1 protein-coding gene is annotated in these 411 nt (G+C 69.8%); it reads left to right on the top strand.

Features of this window, described 5'->3' with window-relative positions; all coding sequences use genetic code 11:
- Nucleotides 1-351 (top strand): DUF4326 domain-containing protein (locus OO69_RS48280; RefSeq protein WP_051801877.1); only part of this gene is annotated, 351 nt, incomplete at its 5' end.
- Between the last annotated feature and the right edge of the window lie 60 nt (nt 352-411).

The raw sequence follows: 411 nt of genomic DNA, 5'->3' as shown, positions 1-411 counted from the left end.
GGATCGGCCCTCATCGTCGACCGAAGCAGCCGCTACGGAAACCCCTGGCGCATCATCGACGACCACATCCTCCTCCACCCCGACGGCATCACCCAACCCTTCGGGTCCCCCGAAGAAGCACGCGCCGCCGCCAGCAGCCACTACCGGGCCTGGCTCCACGGAGCGGGACCCGACACCTACAAGGCTGGCCGGAAGACCTTCGACCGGCGGCGCGTCCTCGCCGACCTGTGGCGGCTCAAGGACCGGGACACGGCCTGCACGTGCCCGCTCCCGGAGGAGGGACAGCCCGACCCCTGCCACGCCCGCGTGCTCATGGAGTACGCCGCCCACCCCGAAAGGCTCGCCCGATGACCGACCAGCTTTCCCTCAGCGTCACAGAGCGGGTGAAGAAAGCCATCGGCCCCACCATGC

Source organism: Streptomyces sp. NRRL F-525 (genome assembly GCF_000716605.1).
Taxonomy (GTDB): Bacteria; Actinomycetota; Actinomycetes; order Streptomycetales; family Streptomycetaceae; genus Streptomyces.
This window is presented reverse-complemented; position numbering and strand designations above follow the sequence as displayed.